The 18,412-nt window shown below is 70.1% G+C and carries 20 protein-coding genes; 9 read left to right on the forward strand and 11 right to left on the reverse strand.

Features of this window, described 5'->3' with window-relative positions:
• Position 1: 1 nt before the first annotated feature.
• Positions 2-1,003: an ATP-binding cassette domain-containing protein gene (locus QFZ29_RS19040; RefSeq protein WP_306896095.1), complete on the reverse strand. Its 1,002-nt coding sequence runs from the start codon at positions 1,001-1,003 to the stop codon at positions 2-4.
• 60 nt (positions 1,004-1,063) lie between these two features.
• Between QFZ29_RS19040 and QFZ29_RS19045 the strand changes: the two genes are divergently transcribed.
• The 3 genes from QFZ29_RS19045 to QFZ29_RS19055 are packed head-to-tail and all read left to right on the forward strand — an operon-like array spanning position 1,064 to position 2,681.
• On the forward strand, positions 1,064-2,080 hold the full coding sequence (locus QFZ29_RS19045) for a helix-turn-helix transcriptional regulator (RefSeq protein ID WP_306896097.1): 1,017 nt from the start codon (positions 1,064-1,066) through the stop codon (positions 2,078-2,080).
• A 20-nt stretch (positions 2,081-2,100) separates the two neighbouring features.
• On the forward strand, positions 2,101-2,322 hold the full coding sequence (locus QFZ29_RS19050; protein WP_129518923.1) for an antitoxin: 222 nt from the start codon (positions 2,101-2,103) through the stop codon (positions 2,320-2,322).
• Positions 2,259-2,681 carry a type II toxin-antitoxin system PemK/MazF family toxin gene (locus tag QFZ29_RS19055; RefSeq protein WP_306896100.1) on the forward strand — a complete coding sequence of 141 codons (423 nt, stop codon included), beginning with the start codon at positions 2,259-2,261 and terminating at the stop codon, positions 2,679-2,681. The genes QFZ29_RS19050 and QFZ29_RS19055 overlap by 64 nt, the downstream gene beginning before the upstream one ends.
• A 32-nt stretch (positions 2,682-2,713) precedes the next feature.
• Here QFZ29_RS19055 and QFZ29_RS19060 read toward each other — a convergent pair whose 3' ends face one another.
• The 3 genes from QFZ29_RS19060 to QFZ29_RS19070 form a co-directional block, all read right to left on the reverse strand.
• Positions 2,714-3,103 carry an META domain-containing protein gene (locus QFZ29_RS19060; RefSeq protein WP_306896102.1) on the reverse strand — a complete coding sequence of 130 codons (390 nt, stop codon included), beginning with the start codon at positions 3,101-3,103 and terminating at the stop codon, positions 2,714-2,716.
• An 87-nt stretch (positions 3,104-3,190) separates the two neighbouring features.
• Entirely contained in the window at positions 3,191-3,367 is a 177-nt protein-coding gene (locus QFZ29_RS19065) for a hypothetical protein (RefSeq protein WP_306896104.1), read from the reverse strand.
• A gap of 25 nt (positions 3,368-3,392) precedes the next feature.
• Positions 3,393-4,403 carry a LysR family transcriptional regulator gene (locus QFZ29_RS19070; RefSeq protein ID WP_306896106.1) on the reverse strand — a complete coding sequence of 337 codons (1,011 nt, stop codon included), beginning with the start codon at positions 4,401-4,403 and terminating at the stop codon, positions 3,393-3,395.
• Positions 4,404-4,627: 224 nt separating this feature from the next.
• Between QFZ29_RS19070 and QFZ29_RS19075 the strand changes: the two genes are divergently transcribed.
• On the forward strand, positions 4,628-8,275 hold the full coding sequence (locus tag QFZ29_RS19075) for a proline dehydrogenase family protein (RefSeq protein ID WP_306896109.1): 3,648 nt from the start codon (positions 4,628-4,630) through the stop codon (positions 8,273-8,275).
• A gap of 2 nt (positions 8,276-8,277) precedes the next feature.
• On the opposite strand, the gene QFZ29_RS19080 is transcribed toward QFZ29_RS19075, so the two are convergent.
• The gene (locus QFZ29_RS19080) at positions 8,278-8,772 is read right to left on the reverse strand and encodes an ATP-dependent zinc protease family protein (protein ID WP_306896110.1); all 495 of its coding nucleotides are present in this window, start codon (positions 8,770-8,772) and stop codon (positions 8,278-8,280) included.
• Between the two features lie 27 nt (positions 8,773-8,799).
• Here QFZ29_RS19080 and QFZ29_RS19085 point away from each other — a divergent pair, with 27 nt between their 5' ends.
• Positions 8,800-9,990 carry a RimK family alpha-L-glutamate ligase gene (locus QFZ29_RS19085; protein WP_306896112.1) on the forward strand — a complete coding sequence of 397 codons (1,191 nt, stop codon included), beginning with the start codon at positions 8,800-8,802 and terminating at the stop codon, positions 9,988-9,990.
• A gap of 37 nt (positions 9,991-10,027) precedes the next feature.
• Here the strand turns inward: QFZ29_RS19085 and QFZ29_RS19090 are convergent, their stop codons facing one another.
• The 5 genes from QFZ29_RS19090 to QFZ29_RS19110 all read right to left on the reverse strand — a co-directional run bounded on the left by QFZ29_RS19090 (position 10,028) and on the right by QFZ29_RS19110 (position 13,353).
• Positions 10,028-10,396, reverse strand: a complete 369-nt coding sequence (locus QFZ29_RS19090) for a GntR family transcriptional regulator (protein ID WP_306896114.1) — start codon at positions 10,394-10,396, stop codon at positions 10,028-10,030.
• 19 nt (positions 10,397-10,415) lie between these two features.
• Positions 10,416-10,844 (reverse strand): toxin-antitoxin system YwqK family antitoxin, encoded by a 429-nt coding sequence (locus tag QFZ29_RS19095; RefSeq protein WP_306896116.1) that lies wholly within the window; start codon positions 10,842-10,844, stop codon positions 10,416-10,418.
• Positions 10,845-10,846: 2 nt separating this feature from the next.
• Complete coding sequence (locus QFZ29_RS19100) at positions 10,847-11,284, reverse strand: Lrp/AsnC family transcriptional regulator (protein ID WP_129518914.1); 438 nt, start codon at positions 11,282-11,284, stop codon at positions 10,847-10,849.
• Positions 11,285-11,386: 102 nt separating this feature from the next.
• A complete protein-coding gene (locus tag QFZ29_RS19105; protein WP_306896118.1) occupies positions 11,387-12,520 on the reverse strand; it encodes a Gfo/Idh/MocA family protein in 1,134 nt (377 codons plus the stop codon).
• Positions 12,520-13,353 (reverse strand): sugar phosphate isomerase/epimerase family protein, encoded by an 834-nt coding sequence (locus tag QFZ29_RS19110; protein ID WP_306896120.1) that lies wholly within the window; start codon positions 13,351-13,353, stop codon positions 12,520-12,522. The genes QFZ29_RS19105 and QFZ29_RS19110 overlap by 1 nt, the downstream gene beginning before the upstream one ends.
• Before the next feature lie 65 nt (positions 13,354-13,418).
• On the opposite strand from QFZ29_RS19110, the gene QFZ29_RS19115 reads away from it, so the two are divergent.
• From QFZ29_RS19115 to rocD, 4 genes are all read left to right on the forward strand, one after another.
• Positions 13,419-14,030, forward strand: coding sequence for a TetR/AcrR family transcriptional regulator (locus tag QFZ29_RS19115; protein WP_306896122.1), 612 nt, complete (start codon positions 13,419-13,421; stop codon positions 14,028-14,030).
• A 52-nt stretch (positions 14,031-14,082) separates the two neighbouring features.
• Positions 14,083-14,883: an LLM class F420-dependent oxidoreductase gene (locus QFZ29_RS19120; protein ID WP_306896124.1), complete on the forward strand. Its 801-nt coding sequence runs from the start codon at positions 14,083-14,085 to the stop codon at positions 14,881-14,883.
• A 405-nt stretch (positions 14,884-15,288) separates the two neighbouring features.
• Positions 15,289-16,074 (forward strand): dimethylargininase, encoded by a 786-nt coding sequence (gene ddaH, locus QFZ29_RS19125; RefSeq protein ID WP_306896816.1) that lies wholly within the window; start codon positions 15,289-15,291, stop codon positions 16,072-16,074.
• Positions 16,071-17,336 carry an ornithine--oxo-acid transaminase gene (gene rocD / locus QFZ29_RS19130; protein ID WP_373426245.1) on the forward strand — a complete coding sequence of 422 codons (1,266 nt, stop codon included), beginning with the start codon at positions 16,071-16,073 and terminating at the stop codon, positions 17,334-17,336. Before ddaH ends, rocD begins: the two co-directional genes overlap by 4 nt.
• 63 nt (positions 17,337-17,399) lie before the next feature.
• Here rocD and QFZ29_RS19135 read toward each other — a convergent pair whose 3' ends face one another.
• Complete coding sequence (locus QFZ29_RS19135; protein ID WP_306896126.1) at positions 17,400-18,284, reverse strand: alpha/beta fold hydrolase; 885 nt, start codon at positions 18,282-18,284, stop codon at positions 17,400-17,402.
• Positions 18,285-18,412: the final 128 nt, after the last annotated feature.

The following is an 18,412-nucleotide window of genomic DNA, read 5'->3' on the forward strand; positions in this document are numbered from 1 at the left end:
GTCAGGCGGCGACGTGTTCGGCTGCAGCGTCCGTCGAGTCCGCCGCGTGCGCGCCCTCGTCGCGGAGGCTGCGCCCCGTGAGCGCGAGGAACACGTCGTCGAGCGTGGGCTGCCGGTGCGTTGCGGCCACCACGTCGAGGCCCGCGTCGCCGAGGTCGCGGATGAAGCGGGGCAACGCGCGGTCCCCGCCTCGAGCCGTGAGGGTCACGACCCGGCCCGAGATCTCGCCGCCGATGCGGGCCGCAGCGGCTGTGGCATCCGTCGCCCCTTCGAACTCGAGGGTGATGCGGTCGCCCGCGAGCGACTCCTTGAGCGCCCACGCCGTGTCGTCGGCGATGACCGCGCCGTGGTCCATCACCATGACGCGCTCGGCGAGCTGGTCGGCCTCGTCGAGGTAGTGCGTCGTGAGGAAGATCGTCGTGCCGGTCTGCCGGCGCAGCTCCACGATGTGCTCCCAGAGGTTGGCGCGGCTGTGCGGGTCGAGGCCCGTCGAGGGCTCGTCGAGGAAGAGCAACTCGGGCCGGTGGATCAGGCCGAGCGCGATGTCGAGCCGACGCTTCTGGCCGCCCGACAGCGACTGCACGGTGCGGTACGCGGACTGCCCGAGTTCGAGCGACTCGATGAGCTCGTCGGCGCGCGCGCGGGTCTCGCGGCGGCCCATTCCGTAGAACGAGCCCTGCGCGTACAGCTCGTCGCGCACGCGCTGGGTGTGCCCGCCCGAGTTGCCCTGGCCGACATAGCCGATGCGACGGCGAACACCGGCAGGATCGCGGCGGATGTCGTAGCCCGCGACCGTCGCTTCGCCCTCGGTGGGCGGCAGCAGCGTGGTGAGCATGCGGAGCGTCGTCGACTTGCCGGCGCCGTTCGGGCCGAGGAAGGCGACGAGTTCGCCGTCGGCCACATCGAGGTCGACGGAGCGGACGGCCTCGACGGTCTGCCCTTTTGAGCGGAACGTCTTTGTGAGGCCTCGAGCGGTGATCATCTGATTCGTGTGGTTCGTCATGTCCACAGTCTTTCGAAGCATCCGGACACATTCTGTCCTTATTGCGGAGAGAATGAAGACATGGCCGCAACCACCTCGAGAGCCCTCGAGCTCCTCTCCCTGCTCCAGAGCCACCGGCACTGGTCGGCGCGCGAGCTCGTCGACCGGCTCGGCGTCTCGGACCGCACCCTGCGCCGCGACGTCGAGCGGTTGCGCGAGCTCGGCTACGGCATCGAGTCGGCTCGCGGCAGCGCCGGGGGATACCGGCTCGAGGCCGGCACGGGCATGCCGCCGCTGCTGCTGACCGACGACGAGGGCGTGGCGATCGCGGTGGGCCTGCGCTCCCAGGCGACGGCGGGGCTGCGCGGCGCCGAGCACACCACGCTCAGCGCGCTCGCCAAGATCGAGCAGGTGCTCCCGCCTGCGTTGCGCCGCCGCATCGATGCCCTGCAATCGCATGCGACGGTCGGGGCCGGCGGGCGGGGAGCATCCGGACGCCCCGTTCCCGAGATCGACGCCGAGCTGCTCGGGCTGCTCGCGCTCGGCTGCCGCGACTCCGAACGGCTGCGCTTCAGGTACACGGATGCCGCGGGCGAGGAGTCGTCGCGCGTCGTCGAGCCGTACCGGCTCGTACCCTTGGCGCGCCGCTGGTACCTCCTCGCATGGGACCGCGAGCGCGACGACTGGCGCACGTTCCGGCTCGACCGGGTGAGCGAGGTGTTCCCGACGCGCGTGCACTTCGAGCCGCGCCGGCTGACCGACGAAGCGGCGCGGGATCGCGTCGAGGCTGCGCTCCGCTGGCGCGAGCGGAGCTTCAAGGCCACGGTCATCGTCGACCTGCCGCACCCTGAATTCGCCGACTACCTCGGATGGTACGGGCGCGACGTGACGGCGCACGGCGCGACCCAGAGCGCCTGGCCGCTGGAGGCCGACTCGCTCGAGAACCTGATGATGGGGCTCATGTGGATGCCCCGCGACGTGCCCTACCGCGTGGAGGGGCCGCCCGAGGTGCTCGAGTTCCTCGCGGTGCAGGCCGAACGGTTCGCGGCGGCTACCCGCTCCGCGTCTGCGGCGACCATCGCTCGCGGCGACGAGTAGTGCTCGGGTAGGATCGGAGTATGACCAAGTTGAGCGTCAGTCTCCCGCCCGCCGACGTGGCCTTCATCGACTCGATCGCCGTGCGGTTCGACGGCAATCGTTCTGCTGCCATTCACGACCTCGTGCGGCTCGGGCGCGAGCTCGCCGCCGCCGATGACTACGCCGCAGCCTTCGACGAATGGGAGTCATCCGGCGACGCTGCTGCCTGGGAGTCCGCGACGGCCGACGGGCTCTCGGAGTGAGACGCGGCGACGTCGTCATCGTCTCACTCGATCCCGCACTGCCTGCCGAGGCATCGAGGGCCCGCCCGTGCGTGCTCGTGAGCAATGACGGCGCGAACACGATGGCGAGTCGTCTCGGTCGCGGGGTGGTGACCATTGTTCCGCTCACCTCGAACGTCGCGCGTGTTTTCAACGGCTTCGAAGCCCTGGTCTCCGAGCGCGACGAACTCGCCACCATGGGTCTTGGTGCGCCGTCCAAGGCGCAGGCCGCGCAGGTTCGCGCCGTCTCGGTCGAACGTGTTCGCGGCACGATCGGGCGATGCCCTGCCCGTGTCCTCGACGCGATCGACGACGCGATCAGGTTCCATCTGTCGCTGTAGCACAGTTGGGAACTCCAGCCGACGAGCGCCGCTCACTCGGTGCGGGGCAGCGTGCCGATCTCCGCACCGGATTCGTCGAGCACGGTCATCGTCTCGTCGGCGATCGTCGCCGCGGCGAGCTCCGAGAGCCAGGTGTCGACGCCTTCGCAGAACATTCGGGTCGTCGCGACGTGCTCGAACGTGACCGTGGTGTCGTCCATGCTCCAGGCGCCGGTGAGGCGGTTGCAGCCGTCGGTGCCGGTGAGTGTGCCGTCGGCTGCGAGCACGATCGACGGCTCGGTGCTTTCCGACGGGTCGCCCCAGGTGCCGATCGGATCGGGCGCCGCGCCGGGGCCCGCGTTCGTCGCGCAGCCCGCGATCGCGAGCGTCGCCGCGACGAGCAACGCACCGGTCAGAGCCGAGAATCGCAGCATCCGTGCCATGCCGTCAGCGTAACGCCGCCGGCTTGCTGCGCGGTCAGCGGCCGGTGCTCGCCGTCGCGAGCCCGCAGAGCCGCCTGTGGGCATCGTCTAGGTGCCCACCGCGCCGGTCGGGGCGTCCACGACGACGGACACGTCGGGGCCCAGTCCGTACCCGCCGCCGCCGGTGCCGCCGCCGTTCGACGGGCAGCCGGTGAGCGTCAGGACGGCGACCGCTGCAACGACGATTGCGCCGATACGTGTCGTGGAACGAGGCATTCGTGCCATGGCCACAGTCTATTCCGAGGATCGCTCAGCTGCGTCTGGGGGCCGCGTCTGCGCGGGCGGCGCGGGCGAGGGCGTCGCGACAGGCGACCACGGCCGGCCGCGTGGCCGCCGCAAGCCGGGTGGAGCTGAACACCTCGCGCTGCGGATGCCCCGGCAGGTCGATGAGGGTCACGTTGGGCACCTCGCCGGCCCAGACGAGATCGGGCAGGAGCCCCACTGCGTTGCCCGAGCGGATGAGGCGGATGTGGGCCATGAGGTCGGCCGTCTCGAAGCGCACGTCGGGCTCGAAGCCGGCTTCGCGGCAGAGTTGCTCAGCCCACTCGCGAGAGGCTGTTCCGGCGGGCTCGAGCACCCAGGGGAGGCCGGATGCCGCGGCCAGTATGGATGCTGCGGGTTGAGGAGCCCGCGCAGCGGGCGTCTCGAAACCCGATGACCGCGTCGCTGGGTTTCGAGACGCGTCCGGCTGCGCCGGGCGCTCCTCAACCCGCAGATGCTTCCCGGCGTCGGGCGGCAGCGCGAGCCGGATCACGTCGGCGGCGAGGTGCACGCGGTCGAGATCGTCGCGGTGGGCACGCGTGTGGCCGGGGTACTGCTCGGCGATCACGAGGTCGAAGTCGCGCGCCGCGACATCGAAGAGGGCGAGCTCGGGCTCGCGCTCGGTGACCTCGACCCGCAGGTCGGGATGCTCCGCGCGGAGCAGCGTGAGGGCCTGCGGCACGATCGCGTGGGCCGCCGACTGGAACACCGCGATGCGGACCGTGCCGCCGACGGTCGTGAGTGAGCGCGCGACATCCGACTCCGCCTCCTCGAGGCGGTCGAGCACGGCGCGGGCGTGCTCGACGAGGACTTCGGCCTGCGGGGTCAGCTGCACCCTGCGACCGACCTGCACGAGCAACGGCACCCCCGCCTCGCGCTCGAGCTGGCTGAGCTGCTGCGACACCGACGACGGGCTGTACGAGAGCGCCTCGGCGACCGCCGCGAGGGTACCGCGCTGGCTGAGCTCGACGAGCAGGCGCAAGCGGCGCACATCGAGCATCTTGGCCTCCCAGCGCGCTGGAGCTCAGAGCGAAGGTCATTTCTGACCTTCGCTGCGACGCCAGCGCCGACGGCCGTCTCGGCCGGCGGTTGAAATCAATTAGTTCCTCTGAACAGTATCCTTCGGATTCATTCGCTGTACCGAACGGATGCATCGGCGCACACTTATCTCAAGCGGCGCGCGGCCCCGGCGCGCCAGAAGCAAAGGACACTAGCCTCGTGACCATGTCGAACGCTGCCACGGACGCACGACCGAGCACCGATCACGTCGTCGCTCTCGTGCGACGCTGGCTCGCCGAGAGCGCCGAGTATCCCGCCGAGCCAGCCGCCGAGCGTCTCGCCGGCGTGCTGAAGGACCCGCGCGGCCTCGACTTCACCGTCGGCTTCGTCGACGGCGTCATGCGGCCCGAAGACCTCGGCGTCGCAGGCCGCAACCTCGAACAGGTCGCGAAGCTCACGCCGCGGTTCCTGCCCTGGTACCTGCGCGCCGCGATCCGGCTCGGCGGCTTCGTCGCGCTGGCGTTCCCGTGGATCGTCATCCCGATCGCGCGTCGGGTGCTGCGCAGCATGGTCGGTCACCTCGTGCTCGACGCGACGCCCGAGAAGCTCGGCCCCGCGATCGCCTCGCTGCGCGAGAGCGGCAATCGCTTGAACCTCAACCTTCTCGGCGAGGCCGTGCTCGGCGAAGACGAGGCCGCCCGCCGCTTGCGCGGCACCTACGAGTTCCTCGCTCGAGACGACGTGGACTACGTGTCGATCAAGGTCTCGAGCGTCGTGAGCCAGCTCTCGATGTGGTCGTTCGACGAGGCCGTCGAGAAGGTCGTCGAGAAGCTCACCCCGCTCTACGAGCTCGCCGCGAAGAGCCCGACACCCAAGTTCATCAACCTCGACATGGAGGAGTACCGCGACCTCGACCTCACGATCGCGGTGTTCAAGACGTTGCTCGACAAGCCGCAGCTGCGCGGCCTCGAAGCCGGCATCGTGCTGCAGACCTACCTGCCCGACGCGCTCGGCGCGATGCAGGACCTCACCGCATGGGCGACGGCCCGGCGCGCCGCTGGCGGCGCACCGATCAAGGTGCGGGTCGTGAAGGGCGCGAACCTCGCGATGGAGCACGTCGACGCCACGATCCACGGCTGGCCGGTCGCGACGTACGGCACCAAGCAGGACTCCGACACGAACTACAAGCGGGTGCTCCGCTGGTCGATGACGCCCGAGCGCACCCACGCGGTCAAGCTCGGCGTCGCCGGCCACAACCTCTTCGACGTCGCCGACGCATGGCTCACCGCGAAGGATCGCGGCGTCGATGATCGCGTCGAGTTCGAGATGCTCCTCGGCATGGCGACCGGCCAGGCGGAAGCGGTGCGCGCCACCGTCGGCAACCTGCTGCTCTACACGCCCGTCGTGAACCCGGCGGAGTTCGACGTGGCGATCGCCTACCTGATCCGCCGCCTCGAGGAGAACGCGAGCGACGACAACTTCATGTCGGCCGTGTTCGAGCTCGCCGGCGACGAGCGGCTCTTCGCGCGTGAGCAGGCGCGCTACCTCCGCTCGGTCGAAGCGCTCGAAGCGGATGCCGCGACCACGGCTGTACCCACCCCGAACCGCACGCAGAACCGGCGCACCGAGTGGAGCGAGGAGTCGCTCGCCGCGGCGATGGCGATTCCCGACGGCCCGGCTCCGGGCACCGAGCACGAAGACGAGTCGCTCACGAGCGTCGTGCTCGGTCTCGTGCGCGGCTCCGACGGCATCGATGGCATCGAACTCGCGGATGGCGCGGCATCCGCTGCTCACTCGACGCCAGCCGCGCCGGCCGTGCCCACCGGCCCGGGCGCCACTCCCGGATTCCGCAACGAACCCGACACCGACCCGGCGCTCGCCGCGAACCGCGACTGGGGACGCCGCATCCTCGCTCGCGTGCCGGGCTCGCGCGTCGGCATGGACACCGTCGCCGCCGCTCGCGTCGACGACGCCGAGACGCTCGACTCCATCATCGGCTCCGTGCACGCCCGCGGTGCGGCGTGGGGCAAGCTGCCGGGCGCCGAGCGTGCGGCCGTGCTGCATCGCGCGGGCATCGCGCTCGCCGCGAACCGCGACCGCCTCATCGAGGCGATGGCCGCCGAGACGGGCAAGACCATCGCCGAGGCCGACCCCGAGGTGAGCGAGGCGATCGACTTCGCGCACTACTACGCTGAGCGCGCCCGCGAGCTCGACCACGTGCAGGGGGCCTCGTTCGTGCCGCCGAAGCTCACCGTCGTGACGCCGCCGTGGAACTTCCCGGTCGCCATCCCGGCCGGCGGTGTGCTCGCCGCGCTCGCCGCCGGCTCAGGCGTCATCATCAAGCCCGCGAAGCTCGCCCAGCGCTCCGGCGCCGTCATGGTCGAGGCGCTCTGGGAGGCCGGCGTGCCGCGCCACCTGCTCGCCCTCGTCGACCTCGCGAACCACGACCTCGGCAAGCAGCTCGTCTCGGCGCCCGAGGTCGACCGCGTCATCCTCACGGGCGCGTACGAGACCGCACAGCTGTTCCGCTCGTTCCGGAAAGACCTCCCGCTCCTCGCCGAGACGAGCGGCAAGAACGCGATCATCGTGACGCCCTCGGCCGACCTCGACCTCGCCGCGGCCGACGTCGTGAAGAGCGCCTTCGGGCACGCGGGGCAGAAGTGCTCGGCCGCCTCGCTCGTGATCCTCGTGGGATCGGTAGCGAAGTCCGAGCGGTTCCACCGGCAGCTCGTCGACGCGACCATGTCACTGCAGGTCGGCTGGCCCGAAGACCCGCGGAGTCAGATGGGCCCGATCATCGAGCCCGCGAACGGCAAGCTGCTGCACGCGCTCACGCAGCTCGGCATCGGCGAGGAATGGCTCGTCGAGCCGAAGCAACTCGACGAGACGGGGCAGCTCTGGTCTCCCGGCATCCGCTCGGGCGTCGCCGCCGGCTCCTACTTCCACCTCACCGAGTTCTTCGGCCCGGTGCTCGGCGTCATGCACGCGAGGAACCTCGACGAGGCGATCCGCATGCAGAACGCCGTCGACTACGGGCTCACCGCGGGCCTGCACTCGCTCGATCCCGCCGAGCTCGCCATCTGGCTCGACCGCGTCGAGGCCGGCAACCTCTACGTGAACCGCGGCACCACCGGTGCGATCGTGCAGCGCCAGCCGTTCGGCGGCTGGAAGCGCTCGTCGGTCGGCGCCGGCGCGAAGGCGGGCGGCCCGAACTACCTGTTCGGTCTCGGCGAGTGGGTGCCCGAGCACGGCCCGGCGAGCTCCACGCTGCACCTGCGCGGGCTCGAGAAGCGCGTCACCGAGATCATCGAGGCCTCGCAGTCGGCGCTCGGCTACGAGGAGTTCGACCTGCTGCGCCGCTCGGCCCTCTCCGACGAGCTCGCATGGGCCGAGGAGTACGGCGTCGTGAAGGATGTCTCGGGCGTCGAGGTCGAGCGCAACCTGTTCCGCTACCGCCCCCTGCCCGTCACGATCCGCATCGGCGAGCAGGCGACCCTCGCCGAGGGGCTCCGCGTCATCGCTGCGGGCGTGCTCGCCAAGGCGCCGCTCGCGGTGTCGACGGCGATCGACCTGCCGAAGGGCGTGCGCAATATGCTCGCCGCGCGTGACGTGCGCATCGTTCGCGAGAAGGACGCCGGATGGCTCGCCCGCGCCGCGAAGGGCGGCATCACCACCACGCGAGTGCGGCTCGTCGGCGGCGGCGCCTCGGCACTCACCGAAGCGCTCGGCGGAAGTCCGGATGTCGCGGTGTGGTCGCACCCCGTGACGCCCTCGGGCCGCGTGGAGCTGCTGCCGTTCCTGCGCGAGCAGGCCGTCTCGATCACGAACCACCGCTTCGGCAACCCGAGTTCGCTCTCCGACGGCGTCATCTAGCGCTACTCGACCACCGCGGCAGTCCGGCCGCGGTTGCGACGCCGGATGCGTCGGGGCGCGCGTCCGCCGAGGAACGATCGCGCCGCGTCGACGATGAACCCCCGGCGCAGGGCCTCACGGCCGATGAGCATGCGGAAGCCCATCTCGTCGCGGTTCGTGAGCGTCACCTCGGCGGTGATGGCGCGTTCTCGAAGCACGATCTCCATCAGCACGACGATGCGCTCCTCGGTGTGGCCAGAAGAGCTGCGCACCTGTCGGCGATCGTGGATCGGCAGCTCGACGACGACGGCGTCCTCGCCGGTGTCCTGCCACGGGTGGATGCCGAATCGGACCATCGACGCGTCGCCATGCTGCGCCTCCTCCACGTCGAAGGCGTGCAGCGACGAGGTTCGCGCGCCGGTGTCGAGCTTGGCCTTGATCCACGGCACGCCGGCTCCGGGCAGACGTACCCACTCGCGCCATCCGACGATGGTGTTTGAATGGGGAGTCTCGTTCACCCGACCATCTTCGCAGGGGTACAACTGATGAAACTGGCGATCCTCTCGCGCGCCCCGCAGGCGTACTCGACGCAGCGACTCCGAGCGGCCGCGGAACAACGCGGACACCAGGTGAAGGTGCTCGACACCCTGCGCTTCGCGATCGATCTCTCGGGCCCCGAGCCCGACCTGCAGTACCGCGGGCGGCCGCTGTCCGACTACGACGCGGTGCTGCCGAGGATCGGCAACTCGGTCACCTACTACGGCACGGCCGTGGTGCGGCAGTTCGAGCAGATGGACGTCTTCACGCCCAACACGGCGAACGGCATCACGAACTCACGTGACAAGCTGCGCGCCAACCAGATCCTCTCCCGGCACAACATCGGCATGCCGGCCACGGCCTTCGTGCGGAATCGCGCCGACGTGCGGCCCGCGATCGAGCGGGTGGGCGGAGCGCCGGTCGTCATCAAGCTGCTCGAGGGAACGCAGGGCATCGGCGTCATCCTCGCGCCAGAGGTCAAGGTCGCCGAGGCGATCATCGAGACCCTGCACTCGACGAAGCAGAACGTGCTGATCCAGCGGTTCATCAAGGAGAGCCGCGGACGCGACATCCGCGCCCTCGTCGTCGGCGATCGCGTGGTCGCGGCCATGCGCCGGAGCGCGAGCGGCGACGAGTTCCGGTCGAACGTCCATCGCGGTGGCACGGTGGAGGCCGTCGAGCTGACACCGGAGTTCGAGCAGGCGGCGGTGCGCTCGGCGCAGATCATGGGGCTCAGGGTCGCCGGGGTCGACATGCTCGAGGGCGACGAGGGTCCGCTCGTGATGGAGGTGAACTCCTCGCCCGGCCTCGAGGGCATCGAAACCGCGACGAAGCTCGACGTCGCCGGCGCGATCGTCGACCACATCGCGAACCAGGTCGCGTTCCCCGAGATCGACGTGCGCCAGCGCCTCACCGTCTCGACGGGCTACGGCGTCGCCGAGCTCGTCGTGCACGGCGGAGCCGACCTGGTCGGCACGACCCTCGGCGACTCGGGACTCTCCGAGCGCGACATCACCGTGCTCACGCTGCACCGCGGCACGACCGTCATCCCGAACCCGCGGCGCAGCGTGGAGCTGCAGGCTGAAGACCGGCTGCTCTGCTTCGGCAAGCTCGAGGAGATGCGTTCGATGATCCCCGAGCGGCGGCGGCGTCGCGCGAAGGTGCGGAAGCTGCCCAAGCAGCCGATCCCCGAGAGCTGAGAACCGGCAGCCGGGAACCGAGACCAGGTCGGCCTGATCAGCCTCGCTGAGCGGGGAGCCCCAGTGCAGAGCGCACGATCACGAGTGCATCTTCGGCGTCGACTCCGAGCCGGGCGATGTGATCGGCATAGGCGGATGCCGCGAGCTGCGCCTGCTGGCGGACCGGGTCGCCGGTCGCCGACACGAACGAGCCGTTCCGTCCTCGCGTCTCGATGACGCCGTCGTGTTCGAGCTCGCGGTAGGCGCGGGCGACGGTGTTCGCGGCGAGGCCGAGCTCCTCGGCGAGCCGGCGCACCGTGGGCATCCGGCTGCCGGGCGCGAGGTCTCCGCTGCGCACGGCTTCGATCACCTGCACGCGAATCTGCTCGAACGGAGCTACCGCACTGCTCGGATCGACCTCGAACATCGGCACTCCTGCATCCCCGCTAGTGGAGCGGCTGATGCGATCTCTCCTGCTTGAGGCTGCCGTCGGGGTGGTAGCTGCGCCACATGCCGATCTTGCGGCCCTCGTCGTATTCGCCTTCGTCGAGCAGCTCGCCGCTCGAGTGCCACCGCCGCCACTCGCCGTGCTGCTCGTTGCGCACGAAGGCGCCCTCCTGCAGCGGGCCGCCGTCTTCGCGCCACCAGCGCCAGTGGCCGTCGAGCGTGTCGTCGAGCCGGTTGCCGGCCGCCTTCAGCTGGCCGTTCCGGTACCAGTACCGCCAGGGGCCCTGTTGCACGCCGTGCTCGTAGCGGCCTTCGGCCGAGACCCGGCCGTCGGCGAAATGCTCCTGCCAGTGGCCGTGCTTGCGGCCGTCTTCGTCGAGGGCGTTCGGCGCCGACTCGCTCGGCGTGCTGCTCGCGGCATCCGTCATCTTCAGTCCCGGTTTCGATTCACGAGTCGCGAAAGCACGATCGCGCTGCGGGTGTGGTCGACGTTCGGGGCGATTCGCACGCGTTCGAGGGCGTCTTCGAGCGAGGTGATGTCGCGGGCGCGCATGTGCACGATCGCGTCGGCGCTGCCCGTGACCGTTCCCGCGTAGACCACTTCGGGTACGCCCTGGAGGATGCGCTGCAGTTCGTCGGGTGCGACGGTGCCCCGGCAGAACAGCTCGACGTAGGCCTCGGTGCTCATGCCGTCGACCGCGGGGTCGACCTGGATCGTGAACGAGCGGATGACGCCGTCGGCGACGAGCCGGTCGACGCGCCGCTTCACGGCCGACGCCGAGAGGCCCACGGACGACCCGATGTCGCCGTACCCAGCCCGGGAGTTCTGCCGCAACAGGTCGAGGATGGCACGGTCGAGGTTGTCCATCCCCGCAGTATATGCGGATTCATTGCGTTGGGACAGCGCTGAACGCGGGTTTCCTGCGCGAATCGTTCCAGATGGCCGAGCACGCCCTCCGACCGCAAACCGTCAGACCGTGCGCATGAACGGGTCGAAGTCGGCGGGCATCATGCCGACCACGTCGACGGTGCTCTCGACGGGCACGAACCCGCCGTGCTCGACCGACTCCTCGATCGCGAGCAGGGTGTCGAGCACGTGGTAGCCGATCTCGCCGCTCGCGAGGTGAGTGTGGCCGTTGCGCACCGCGCGAGCGAGATCGAGCGCGCCGAGGCCGCGCCCGACCATGACACCCTCCTGCTCGATGTCGATCCACTCCTGGACGGGGCCGTTGTCGAGTGAGGCGAGCGGGCGCACGATGGCGATGCGGCCGCCGAACGTGTTGGGGTCGGGGATGACGATCGTGCCCTCCGTGCCCGAGATCTCGACGACGCCCTGCCGCAGGAGCGGGGAGTCGGTGCTGTAGAGGCTCTGGGCCTGGCCGCCCTGTTCGAAGCGGGTCAGCACCTGCACGGTCGACGGCACCTCGACCGGGAAGGACTGCCCGGCGAGCGGGCCGACCTGCACCGAGCGGATGTCGGTGCCGCGCTGTCCGAGCGCGGCGACCTCGGCGACGGGGCCGAAGACGTGCACGAGCGCCGACACGTAGTACGGGCCCATGTCGAGGAGGGGCCCGCCGCCACGCGCGTAGAGGAAGCCGGGGTTGGGGTGGAACAGCTCGGGGCCCTGCCACTGGAACGTCGTCTGGGCGAACAGGGGGCGGCCGATGTCGCCGCGGGCGATCGCGCGCCGGGCGGACTGCAGCCCGGGGCCTAGCACGGTGTCGGGCGCCACCCCGATGCGCACGCCCGCCGCTGCGGCCTGGTCGAGCAGCGCCGCGGCGCTCGCCCGGTCGATGCCGATGGGCTTCTCGCTCCACACGTGCTTGCCCGCCGACACCGCGGCCGACGAGACCTCGGCGTGCACGGCGGGGATCGTGAGGTTCACGACGAGCTCGACGTCGGGATGCGAGAGCACGGCGTCGGCGCCCCCGGATGCGCGTACCCCGTGCTTCTCGGCCTGGGCTCGCGCGCGGTCGAGGTCGAGGTCGCCGACGACGTGCACCTCGAGGTCGGGGAAGCTCGTGAGGTGCTCGAGGTAGGTGTCGCTGATGTTGCCGGCGCCGATGACGCCGACGCCGACGGCGTTGCCGGTGCGCGCGCCCATCAGCGGACACTCCGCGCGGCGAGGAACTCGCGGCTCTGCGCGAGTCCGTCGTAGAGGTCGCCGTCGTAGGCGTCGTACTCGACGACCGCGAACTCGAGGGCGGATGCCGCGTCGATGGCGGCGCCGAGCGGCACCGCTCCACGGCCGGCGGGCACCTGGTCGGCCGGTGGGTAGGCCGTGACGAGCTCGGGGTCGAGGCTGCCGTCCTTCACGTGCACGGCGCGCACGCGCTCGCCGAGCCGTCCGATGAGGGCCACGACGTCGACGCCCGCGCGGGCCGCCCAGTAGAGGTCGACTTCGAGCGCGACCTCGGGGTCGAGTGCGTCGGCGAGGATCTCGAGGCCACGCCGGCCGTCGATGTCGCGGTCGAGCTCGTGCGCGTGGTTGTGATAGCCGACGCGCAGGCCGTGCGTGGCCGCTGTGGCGGCGGCCGCGTTCAGGAGGTCGGCGGTCTCCTCGATCTGCTCTCGGGTCGACCAGCGCTCGGGGTCGGTGTACGGCTCGATCACGATCGACATGCCGAGTTCGCGCGCCGCGGCGAAGACCTCGTCGTGGCCGGGGGCCGGGATCGCGGTGCCGCTGCCGTCGGGCGCGATGAACGACGGCGAGGCGAGGAACGCGTGGCCCGTGGGCGCGGTGAGCCCATGCCGGCTGAGCGCGGCGGCGAGCTCGCCTGCACGGCGCACGAAGTCGTAGGGCTCCACCGTCGTATAGCCGATGTCGGCGAGGCGACCGAGCGCCTCGTCGGGGTCGCGTTCCAGGTGCTCGCGAATGGTGAACAGCTGGATGGAGGTCGTCGGGGACGTCGTGGGTGAGGTCGTCGATGAGGTCACCCGAATGACGATAGCACCGAAAACCTCCGCGTGGAGGTTTTTGTTGCACGGCTTACGATGGCCGCATGGAGTCGCCCAGTGCCGACCCCGACGATCGCCGCCGGGGGTCATACGCCAAGGGCGTCGAACGACGGCAGGAGATCCTCGACCGAGCCATCGAGGTCTTCGCCGAGCGCGGCGCCGAGGGCACGTCGCTGCGCGCGATCGGTGAGGCGATCGGGATCTCGCACGCTGCGCTGCGCCACTACTTCGACTCACGAGAACAGCTCCTCGTCGCCGTGTACCGCGCCGCAGAGGAGCGCACGCACCGTGAAGACCCGAACCCCCCAGGAACGACCGCCGTCGGCTCGATGACGAATGCCGCGCGCCGCAATCACGCCGTTCCCGGTCTCGTGCAGCTCTACACGACCCTTGTCGCGTCGGCGCTCGAGCGCGGGCACGACGACGCCCGCGAGTTCGCGACAGCGCGCTTCGCCAGGGTCCGCGCCGGGCTCGTCGCGCAGATCGAGCGGGAGCAGGCCGCCGGCCGGATGCGCGACGACGTCGACGTGGCATCCGTCGCCTCGCTCGTGATCGCGGCATCCGATGGCCTGCAGGTGCAGTGGCTGCTCGACCCCGACGTCGATCCCGCCCCCTCGCTCGAACTGCTCGAACGACTCCTCGGCGTCGAACGCTAGGAAATCGCGCGCTCGCCGCCGCCGCGGCATCCGATCGTCCTAGGCTGGCGGAATGCGTCTTGATTCCCCCGTGCGTCTCGGTATCCAAGTACAGCCGCAGCACGCCCAGTACACCGCCATCCGCGACACCGTGCTCCGCCTTGAAGAGCTCGGCACCGACATCGTCTTCAACTGGGACCACTTCTTCCCCCTCTCGGGCGATCGCGACGGCCTGCACTTCGAGGCGTGGACGATGCTCGGCGCGTGGGCCGAGCAGACCGAGCGCATCGAGTTCGGCACGCTCGTGAACTGCAACTCCTATCGGGGCGCCGACCTGCAGGCCGACATGGCCCGCACCATCGACCACATCAGCGCGAAGGGCGCCGGCGTGGGGCGCTTCATCTTCGGCACCGGGTCGGGCTGGTTCCACCGCGACTACGACGAGTACGGCTACGAGTTCGGCACCGCCGGAACACGGCTCACCGCGCTCGCCCACGCGCTGCCCCGCATCGAGGAGCGCTGGGCGAAGCTGAACCCGCCGCCCACGCGCCGCATCCCGATCATGATCGGCGGCAAGGGCGAGCAGAAGACGCTCCGGATCGTCGCGCACCACGCCGACATCTGGCACTCCTTCGTGGCGCCCGAGGAGATCGCGCACAAGCTCGACGTGATCGCCCGCTGGGGCGAGAAGGACGGCCGGGATGTCTCGGGCATCACGGTGTCGAACGAGCTCGGCCGCGGCTACGACGTCGAGCACGCCGACGCGCTCTACGATGCCGGTGTGCGACTGTTCACGCTCGGCATCTCGGGGCCTGACTACGACCTCGATCGGGTGCAGCACTGGCTCCGCTGGCGCGACGGCAAGAATGGCTGAGGGCGGCTGATCGGCTCTCATGCCACACCCGCCCCGCTGCGCGGAAAACCGGTGACGAGACGCGCGGGTCGCGGCATCCGACCGCAGATTCACGCACGGATGCCGCGAATCTGCCCTGAACGGGCACGAAAGTTGCGCCGCAATCCGGGAACCGCAGCTCGATTGCGTTCACACTGGAAGTGGCGTCTCGACGGCGGCAACTCGAACGTCGTCGTCGAGGCTCGCGAGAGTGACCTGGTCCGCCGTCTTTGCCCATACCGCGGACCGAGGCGACCCTGTTCCACCGGATACGGTGCGTCGCAGCCTCCGCAAGTTCACTCGAGGAGTGAGATGTCGACCGTGATCCAGACCGAAGACCAGCCGGAGATCCGGCCCGAACGCCGACCCACCGGCCGCAGCGTCCTGATGTGCCGTCCTGAGCACTTCACTGTGGTGTACCGCATCAACCCGTGGATGAACCCGGCCGAGCCCACCGACACGAGCCTCGCGCTCACGCAATGGCAGACGCTCTACGAGACCTATGTCGGACTCGGCTTCGAGGTGCAGCTCATCGACCCCATCGAGGGCCTGCCCGACATGGTCTACGCCGCGAACGGCGGATTCGTCATCGACGGCATCGCCTACGGCGCGAAGTTCACCCACCCTGAGCGCCAGCCCGAGGGCCCCGCCTACATGGAGTGGTTCCGCGAGGCCGGTTTCGACGTGCGCGTCCCCGAGGAGATCAACGAGGGCGAAGGCGACTTCCTGCTCGTCGGCGACACGATCCTCGCCGGCACGGGCTTCCGCAGCGACTCGCTCTCGCACGAGGAGCTCGGCCGCATCTCCGGTCGAGAGATCGTGACCCTCCGTCTCGTGGATCCGAGCTTCTACCACCTCGACACCGCCATCGCGGTGCTCGACCCGACGCCCGGCCAGGAGCACATCGCCTACCTGCCGAGCGCGTTCGACGAGGCATCCGTCGCCGTGCTGCGTGAGCGGTACCCCGACGCGATCATCGTCAATGAGACGGATGCCGCGGTGCTCGGCCTGAATTCGTTCAGCGACGGCCACAACGTCGTCATCGCCTCGCGGGCGGCCGACTTCGAGCGGCAGTTGCGCGAGCACGGCTACAACCCGATCGGCGTCGACCTCTCCGAGCTGCTGCGCGGCGGCGGCGGAGTGAAATGCTGCACGCTGGAGCTGCGCCGATGAGCCGCGACGTGACCCAGGCGACGGACGTGACCGAGGCGACGGGCGTGAGCGAACGCACGGCCGCGGCCATCCGCGCAGAAGACGAGCACGCGGCGCACAACTACCACCCGCTGCCCGTCGTCGTGGAGCGCGGCGACGGCGCCTGGGTGACGGATGTCGACGGCCGCCGCTACCTCGATTGCCTCGCCGCCTACTCGGCCGTGAACTTCGGCCACGGCAACGAGCGCCTCCTCGAGGTGGCGCGCGCACAGCTCGGCCGCATCACGCTCACGAGCCGCGCGTTCCACAACGACCAGCTCGGCCCGTTCGTGACCGAGCTCGCCGAGCTCGCCGGCAAGGACATGGTGCTGCCCATGAACACGGGCGCCGAAGCCGTGGAGTCGGGCATCAAGGTCGCTCGCGCGTGGGGCTACCGGGTGAAGGGCGTGGCCGCGGATGCCGCGAACATCATCGTGATGGCCGGCAACTTCCACGGCCGCACCACGACGATCATCTCGTTCAGCGACGACACTGTCGCGCACGACGACTTCGGGCCGTACACCCCCGGCTTCCGCACGGTGCCCTACGGCGATGCCGCGGCGGTCGAGGCGGCCATCGACGACGACACCGTCGCGGTGCTCGTCGAGCCGATCCAGGGCGAGTCGGGCATCCTCGTGCCGTCGGCGGACTTCCTGCCGGCGCTGCGCGAGATCACCCGTCGCCACAACGTGCTGCTCATCGCCGACGAGATCCAGTCGGGCCTCGGCCGCACGGGCTCGACGTTCGCGTGCGACCTCGTGGGCGTCGTGCCCGACCTCTACCTGCTCGGCAAGGCCCTCGGCGGCGGCATCGTGCCCGTCTCCGCGGTGGTCGGCAACCGCGACGTGCTGGGAGTGCTCCAGCCGGGCCAGCACGGCTCGACGTTCGGCGGCAACCCGCTCGCAGCAGCGGTCGGCCTCGAGGTCGTGCGCATGCTCGCGACGGGCGAGCCGCAGGAGCGTGCCCGAACCCTCGGCGCGCACTTGCACGATCGACTCGAGGCGCTCGTCGGGCGCGGCGTCGTCGCGGTGCGCGGCGCGGGACTCTGGGCCGGCATCGACATCGACCCCGAGCTCGCGACCGGTCGCGTGGTGTGCGAGGCGCTCATGCGCCGGGGCGTGCTCGTGAAGGACACGCACGGTTCGACGATCCGGCTCGCGCCGCCGATCGTCGTGGAGCAGGGCGATCTCGACTGGGCGGTCGACCAGCTCGAGGCCGTGCTCGAGGAGTTGCGCGGCGAGTGACATGAAGAGGGACGGATGCCGCTGCGGCATCCGTCCCTCTGCTGTGCGCTGCGGTGCAGGGGCTCAGTTCACGAACGACTCGGCGCGCGACTCAGCAGCGCCGCCCTGCGTCGACTCCTTCGCGAGGAACGCGAGCAGCGACTCGTTGACCTCTTCGGCGTGGGTCCAGAGCAGCCCGTGCGGGGCGCCCTCGATCTCGACGTAGTCGGCGTCGGGCAGACGCTTCGCGAACTCGCGGGCCGTCGCGTCGATCGGCAGGATGCGGTCGGCGGTGCCGTGCAGGATGAGCGAGGGCACGTCGACCTTCTCGATGTCGGCGCGGAAGTCGGTGAGCCACGATTGCACCACGGCCGAGGACGCGAACCACGAGGCGCCGGCGGCGACGTTCCAGCTCGCGCGCACCGCGGCTTCGCTGATGCGGCTGCCGAGGGTCTCGTCGAGGTTGTAGAAGTTCTGGTAGAAGTCGTCGAACCACGCGTAGCGATCGGCCTTCGCGGTCTGCTCGATGCCCTCGAACACCGACGAGGGCACGCCCGTGGGGTTGTCGTCGGTCTGGAGCAGGAAGGGCTCGAGCGAGGCGAGGAACGCGGCCTTGGCGACGCGCTCGCTGCCGTAGGTGCTGAGGTAGCGGCCGACCTCGCCGGTGCCCATCGAGAATCCGACCAGCACGACGTCGCGCAGGTCGAGGGTCTCCATCACGGTGTTGAGATCGGCGGCGAACGTGTCGTAGTCGTAGCCGACGGTGGGCTGGCTCGACAGGCCGAACCCGCGGCGGTCGTAGCTGATGACGCGGTAGCCGGCGGTGAGCAGCGCTGCGGCCTGCTTCTCCCACGAGCGGCCGTTGAGCGGGTAGCCGTGGATGAGCACGACGGGCTGGCCGGAGCCGTGGTCTTCGTAGTACAGCTCGATGGGGGTGCTGTTCTCGGTTCCGACGGTGATGGTCGACATTCGTTCTGCTCCTTGAGGTGAGATGCTCTAACCGGATTGCCCGGCCCTGCTGGTTATAACTTTACGATAGCGGGATTATTCCAACCTGTCCAGTGCGTTAACATGGTTAGAACATCATCGTCCGAATC

The organism is Agromyces albus (genome assembly GCF_030815405.1).
GTDB classification, from domain to species: domain Bacteria; phylum Actinomycetota; class Actinomycetes; order Actinomycetales; family Microbacteriaceae; genus Agromyces; species Agromyces albus_A.